3 protein-coding genes are annotated in these 3,187 nt (G+C 39.1%); all 3 read right to left on the bottom strand.

The window, feature by feature from the left end; genetic code table 11:
• Nucleotides 1-291 precede the first annotated feature (291 nt).
• Nucleotides 292-885, bottom strand: a complete 594-nt coding sequence (locus tag CWC02_RS19870; protein ID WP_138619875.1) for an acyl carrier protein phosphodiesterase — start codon at nt 883-885, stop codon at nt 292-294.
• Nucleotides 886-1,343: 458 nt separating this feature from the next.
• Complete coding sequence (locus CWC02_RS19865) at nt 1,344-2,066, bottom strand: hypothetical protein (RefSeq protein WP_138619874.1); 723 nt, start codon at nt 2,064-2,066, stop codon at nt 1,344-1,346.
• A gap of 95 nt (nt 2,067-2,161) precedes the next feature.
• Nucleotides 2,162-2,908 carry a CPBP family intramembrane glutamic endopeptidase gene (locus CWC02_RS19860; RefSeq protein ID WP_138619873.1) on the bottom strand — a complete coding sequence of 249 codons (747 nt, stop codon included), beginning with the start codon at nt 2,906-2,908 and terminating at the stop codon, nt 2,162-2,164.
• Between the last annotated feature and the right edge of the window lie 279 nt (nt 2,909-3,187).

The raw sequence follows: 3,187 nt of genomic DNA, 5'->3' as shown, positions 1-3,187 counted from the left end.
CCCTAAAAGGCCCTGCCGATTATATGAGGTGAGTTGGGAGTTAGCAAGTTGGCAAAATTGTAGCAGCGATTTTATATCGCGTAGGAATGATCACAGGTGCTAGGTGCTAGGTGCTAGGTGCTAGCAGCATAGTATTGGTTTTGGATTCGTAAAAAGGGGTTCCCTATCCAATCGACTTTTTTCGGCGTTAAAACGCCTCCTATAACTCGCATCTCGTTCCTCGAAACTCGTAACTTTCCCTTTAACTCGATAACTTGTTGGGTTTCACTCCGTTCTACCCAACCTACCAGCTTAAAGCTTTTGCTTTTCCACACCCATTTGCTTCACATGCTCAACCAGCTCAGGGAAAAACGTTAAAAACACCGCGTCTAATTGTTGGTAGTGGCGGGCTATATCGTCAGCGGCTCCTGCAAAGTTATTAGCAAAGCGAATACGCTTGGCGATGTTATCAAGGGCAAGGCCGACCCCATCGAGTGTTTCATATTCTTTAAACCAATCATTGTTGGTCATACTAGTCACAACTTGCTGCATACGCGAAGGCATCATGGCTTGCCTAGCATTTAAAAGCCCATAACTGTGCTGTTTGAATTCAGCTAATGGTTGGTCATTAAACCGCTGCCAATGCTGAATTAGAAAGTGATCGAACGCTACATCAATGGCGACACTTGCAAAGCGTTTACGTGCTGGCGAAAAGTACTGCTTAGCCTCTTTTACAAGAGGGTGCGAGTCGGTAAACCTATCAACTAAATAATGATTTTCAAGGCCATTTTTAACCGCATCAGGTAACTGCGCAGAATACCGACGCCCACCAAAATCCCCCAGCAGATTACCAAAATGTGAATCAGCTGTCGGTTGTGCTAAGTAAAGGTGAGCCAAGTAGTTCAACGCATTCTCTAAAAAAAGTCATTTTATGCATTGTAAAAGAATACAGGTGAAAGGGTCTAGGGGCACGAGTTGCGGATTAGCAAGAGTGTAGCGGCGATTTTATATCGCGTAATCCACTGAATACTCACAAAGAGGAAAAGAGACGCTGCGCTTAAGAGGAATTATTAAAAAATTGATGGTTTTGTTGGGTTACTCATTCACTTCTCATTGTCTTCTCTTTGTGCAAATAATATTGAACCACAGAGTAAACCGAGGCGCTTCGCGCTACACAGATAAAACTGTAAATTACGCGGGGTAAACCCGCTGCTACCTGTTCAGTGTTAAAACGCCTCCTGCACCTCGCATCTCGCTAACTTTTCAATCTGATAGCTGACGGCTGAAAGCTGATGGCTCCAAACGTTGAGTTTCACTCCGCTCTAACCAACCTACCAGCTAATAGTCATACAAATAACTCACCTTTATGACTTTAAATTAAATGCCAACATGACAAGAGCCGACATGATCGCAGAAAGAGAAATTAACCGCATAATAAAAATAACTATATTACCTGCGCCGCCTGAAGTTGTACTTCTGAATAGTAGCGGGTACTCGTGGAATTTTAAAAGATACAGCACATCAAAAAGACCTACTCGCATATTATCTATTGTTACAACATTGCCACTTTTTTGATGAATTTCACAAGCGTGTAAATTGGCCGTTTTTTCGTTCACAATATGACCACTTCTACCGTGAAAAGTATAATTAAAAATGATTTCTTGGATATCGCCCTTAGCGATTTGCATAACTTTTGAAGCTTTACCCTCTATTGCTAACCTATCTATTTCGAGTGAGTCTTTAGATATACTCATAACCCACTTACGACCAAATCCAAATTTGTTATAAATCACAATTCGCTTGATAACAAATACACAAAGATAACAACTCACACAAGTTACAAAAGCAGGTATCGGCTGCATCGTTTCTTGAAGCACTAGGCTCATTACAGCAATAGCGATAGTCATAAAGAAAAATAAAAATTCAGCTCCGCCCGACAGCACAGCTAGGCCCGGTAGCGACGTTAGTTTTGTATTAGAGTCTGCTTGTAAAACTGTCTTTTCATAGAAAGTTGAATATCTAAACCAAACTCGGTCGCTCAGGTTTAAATCTAGGGAGTGCTTCGAAAGTGGCTGATTATAATCCATTATTTAAGTTTCCATTTTTAAAACACAATTTTGCCATTACTTTCCCATTAAGCCAAGATTCCTACTTAAGGATATATTTCCTTTACGTTCAAGTACTAAACTAACTGCCCAACAAAGTTAACCATATTGTGCGCCACAATTGGAAAAACAAGGCTACCAGTACGCTCTCTTAACCACAGCAAAATAAATCCATAACTCCCAGTTAATACGATTCTGAATGCAGACAAATGCCACTCACCATCTATATGCATAACCCCATGAACTAGACCAAATAATAAAACCAAAAGTAACCCTGCAATGTTTATTGGCGAGCCAAAAAAGTTAATGCGCGATGAAACAACAGCCAACGAAAAACAAAATAATAAAACTCCTCTAAACATTGGTTCTTCATCTAACCCAGGAATAAGAGCTTGATAGAGTAGCGTTTCAAAATCGAAATTTGGTCCGTTACCAAGGCTAAGCGTTACAATAATCTGCAACGCAACAAACAGGGTTAAAACAACGAGTGCAGGCTTAATAGAGCCTTCATTTTGTCTAAGAGTAAAACCAGCGTCCTTGATTTTAAAGTCACTTTTAAAAGCTGCTAATAAAGCCAATACCAAAGCCCAAAGAGTAATAGCGACAATTTTACCTGACCAATTCCATTTGAAATCTGTAAAAAGTAAATCTAAGGAAATGAACTCTTTACCTTTGAATAAAGCTAAGAAATAACAAAATAGAATTAACAGAGTAGCAAGCAGCCAAGTTAAGTTTATAGTTACTTTACTGAATGCTTTTAAAATTAAAACGAGTAATAGAACCACGCCTAAATTGGCGAGTATTCCAAAATACATATCTGGCATAACCGTCCTTGGTGAGCATAAAGCTCAAACTTTATTATTGTTTAATTTCTATGATAAACACAAAAACAACCTATTAAACAGATATTTGTTTGAGTTTAAATTCCCATTGAGCATATTTTTATTTTCAAAGTATATGAACCACAGAGAGCACCGAGGCACTTCGCGCTACACAGAGAAAAACAGCATTTAAAAATAATATTCACAAAGAGGATAAGAGACGCTGCGCTTTAGAGGAAAAAACAAAATACTCTTTTGGTCTATCTCATTTACTTCTCATTC

The organism is Pseudoalteromonas sp. S2721 (assembly GCF_005887425.1).
GTDB lineage: Bacteria > Pseudomonadota > Gammaproteobacteria > Enterobacterales > Alteromonadaceae > Pseudoalteromonas > Pseudoalteromonas simplex.
This window is presented reverse-complemented; position numbering and strand designations above follow the sequence as displayed.